Annotated in this window: 6 protein-coding genes and 1 pseudogene; all 7 read right to left on the bottom strand. The window is 43.0% G+C overall.

Translation table 11 applies throughout. The annotated features are described in order from the left end of the window. Window positions 1-289: pseudogene (gene secY, locus V7D75_RS14570) on the bottom strand (preprotein translocase subunit SecY); the annotation flags it as partial. A 16-nt stretch (window positions 290-305) separates the two neighbouring features. Then, window positions 306-749, bottom strand: coding sequence for a 50S ribosomal protein L15 (gene rplO / locus V7D75_RS14565; protein WP_333615141.1), 444 nt, complete (start codon window positions 747-749; stop codon window positions 306-308). After that, window positions 749-928 carry a 50S ribosomal protein L30 gene (gene rpmD, locus V7D75_RS14560; protein ID WP_068408453.1) on the bottom strand — a complete coding sequence of 60 codons (180 nt, stop codon included), beginning with the start codon at window positions 926-928 and terminating at the stop codon, window positions 749-751. The genes rplO and rpmD overlap by 1 nt, the downstream gene beginning before the upstream one ends. 22 nt (window positions 929-950) lie before the next feature. Beyond that, complete coding sequence (rpsE, locus tag V7D75_RS14555; RefSeq protein WP_068408455.1) at window positions 951-1,466, bottom strand: 30S ribosomal protein S5; 516 nt, start codon at window positions 1,464-1,466, stop codon at window positions 951-953. Between the two features lie 2 nt (window positions 1,467-1,468). Beyond that, on the bottom strand, window positions 1,469-1,819 hold the full coding sequence (gene rplR / locus V7D75_RS14550; RefSeq protein ID WP_068408457.1) for a 50S ribosomal protein L18: 351 nt from the start codon (window positions 1,817-1,819) through the stop codon (window positions 1,469-1,471). Between the two features lie 11 nt (window positions 1,820-1,830). Continuing rightward, window positions 1,831-2,364, bottom strand: a complete 534-nt coding sequence (rplF, locus tag V7D75_RS14545) for a 50S ribosomal protein L6 (RefSeq protein WP_068408459.1) — start codon at window positions 2,362-2,364, stop codon at window positions 1,831-1,833. A gap of 194 nt (window positions 2,365-2,558) precedes the next feature. Then, window positions 2,559-2,635: 30S ribosomal protein S8 (gene rpsH / locus V7D75_RS14540; RefSeq protein ID WP_333615142.1), on the bottom strand; the 77-nt coding region annotated here is incomplete at its 5' end.

Raw genomic sequence — 2,635 nt, 5'->3', positions numbered from 1 at the left:
ACATCATCTGAACGATAATCGATGCTGAGATATATGGCATGATGCCAAGTGCCATGATGGACATACGCTCTAGTGCACCACCTGAAAACATGTTAAACATGCTCAAAATGGTATTTTCGTTGCGCGAAAACAGATCAGCCAAGTTAACCGGATTGATACCCGGTACAGGGATATGTGACCCTAAACGATAAACAATCAATGCGCCGATTAAGAATAATAAACGCGTCCATAATTCATCATACTTACGTATAAAGGCAAATGGATTGAGCGGTATACCAGTCGATGACATTGATTGTTTTGACACGTTAGTACTCCTCGATGCTACCACCAGCAGCTTCGATTGCTTGCTTGGCGCCTTTAGTCACTTTGATACCTTTAAAAGTATAAGCTTTAGTGACTTCGCCTGACAACATAATACGAACGCGTTTCATGTCATGACGGATGACGTTAGCAGCTTTTAGTGTTTCAATGCTAACCACATCACCTTCGACTTTGTTGAGTTCAGACAGACGAACTTCAGCAGTCGTCATTGCCATTTTACTGGTAAAGCCAAATTTTGGTAGGCGACGATATAAAGGCATTTGACCGCCTTCAAATCCTGAGCGAATGCTAGAACCTGAACGAGATTTCTGACCTTTTACACCACGACCACCAGTTTTGCCAAGACCTGAACCGATACCACGACCACGACGTTGGGCAGTTTTCTTAGCGCCAACACCTGGTGATAATTCATTTAATCTAAGTCCCATTACGCTTCCTCCACTTTTACCATGTAGTTGACGCGATTGACCATACCACGAGTTGAAGGAGTATCTTCTACTTCAACAGTATGACCAATACGGCGTAAACCCAATCCTTTCAAGCTCGCTTTGTGGCTCTTGAGGCGATGGGCACCCGATTTAAATTGAGTGACTTTCATTTTTTTCATCGTAACTCACCTAGTTTCTAAGTTAACCCAAGATTTCGTCTACAGATTTACCACGTTTTGCTGCCATCTTTTCTGGAGTTGACATATCACGTAAACCGTTGAATGTTGCACGTACAACGTTTGCCGTGTTGGTAGAACCATGAGATTTCGTTAAAACGTCTTTAACACCAGCAACTTCTAATACCGCACGCATTGCGCCACCAGCGATTACGCCAGTACCTTCAGATGCAGGCTGCATGTAAACTTTACTAGCACCATGACGTGCTTTGATCGGATGGAATAACGTTGCACCATCAAGCTCAACAGTAATCATGTTGCGCTTAGCAGCTTCAAGTGCTTTTTGAATAGCGGCTGGTACTTCACGTGCTTTACCACGACCAAAACCAACACGGCCATTGCCATCACCCACTACAGTTAGCGCAGTGAATGAGAAAATACGACCACCTTTAACCACTTTTGCAACGCGATCAACGGTAACTAAGCGTTCTACTAGACCGTCAGTCTGTTCATTTTTATCATTTTTATCATTTCTAGCCATGATTAAAACTCCAATCCGTTTTCGCGAGCAGCTTCAGCTAAAGCTTTTACTCGACCATGATATTTAAAACCACTACGGTCAAAGGCAACTTTAGTAATACCAGCTGCTTTTGCGCGTTCTGCGATCAATTGGCCCACAGACGTCGCTGCATCAACGTTACCAGTTGCACCTGAACGTAAGCTGCTGTCTAAGGTAGATGCCTGAGCAATCACTTCACCACCGTTTGGAGAGATAATTTGGGCATAAATATGTCTTGGGGTGCGGTTAACCGTTAAGCGATTTACGCCTAAAAAACGGATATGTGCACGGGTTTTCTTTGCTCGACGTAGACGAGCTGCTTTTTTATCAAACATTTCAACTCACCTTATTTTTTCTTGGCTTCTTTGCGAATCACATGCTCGTCACTATAACGAATACCTTTACCTTTGTAAGGCTCTGGTGGGCGGAAACCGCGGATATTAGCCGCTGCTTGACCAAGCTGCTGCTTATCGTTTGATTTTAAAACGATTTCAGTTTGCGTTGGGGTTTCAGCTGATACACCTTCAGGTAGCGTATATTCTACTGGATGTGAGTAACCAACGTTTAGCGTTACTTTATTACCAGTAGCTTGAGCGCGATAACCAACACCAATAAGTTGAAGGCGTCTTTCAAAACCTTCGTTTACGCCTATTACTAAATTGTTTAGTAAAGAGCGCATGGTGCCAGTATGCATCATGGCTTCTTTTGAATCGGCTGCAGGTGAGAGAAGAATTGCATCATCTTCCTGTTTTAGCTCGACCAATTCATGCAGGCGTAAAGACATATTGCCATTTTTGCCTTTAACTTCGACCTGCCGATCGTTCAAAGTAACACTTACGCCGCTAGGCAGTGCTACTGGGGCTTTAGCCACACGAGACATAGGAATATTCCTTAAAAAAATTAACTTACTTTTATTAGCGAAAAAACTAACAGGCTAAAAAGCGTGTTAGTTTAGCATAATTGACTGCATTAGGCACCTATCAATGTTAAAAAATATTTACTATAAAATTGATAAGTGCCCAACGAAGATCAAGTAGACTTTATCGTCTCGTTACCGATAGCAATGATTGCTAATTAAGCAACGAATGCAACGATTTCACCACCGATACCAGCAGCGCGTGCAGCACGATCGCTCATGATACCTTGGCTGG

Source organism: Psychrobacter sp. (assembly GCF_036731945.1).
Lineage (GTDB): Bacteria > Pseudomonadota > Gammaproteobacteria > Pseudomonadales > Moraxellaceae > Psychrobacter.
The sequence above is the reverse complement of the archived record's forward strand: the minus strand, read 5'-3'. Positions and strand labels throughout refer to the sequence as shown.

Bases quoted from the DNA above. Each gene is read 5' to 3' on its own strand.
- rplF (WP_068408459.1), bottom strand. From the start codon at position 2,364: ATGTCTCGTGTGGCTAAAGCCCCAGTAGCACTGCCTAGCGGCGTAAGT.
- rplO (WP_333615141.1), bottom strand. From the start codon at position 749: ATGGGACTTAGATTAAATGAATTATCACCAGGTGTTGGCGCTAAGAAA.
- rplR (WP_068408457.1), bottom strand. From the start codon at position 1,819: ATGTTTGATAAAAAAGCAGCTCGTCTACGTCGAGCAAAGAAAACCCGT.
- rpsE (WP_068408455.1), bottom strand. From the start codon at position 1,466: ATGGCTAGAAATGATAAAAATGATAAAAATGAACAGACTGACGGTCTA.
- rpmD (WP_068408453.1), bottom strand. From the start codon at position 928: ATGAAAAAAATGAAAGTCACTCAATTTAAATCGGGTGCCCATCGCCTC.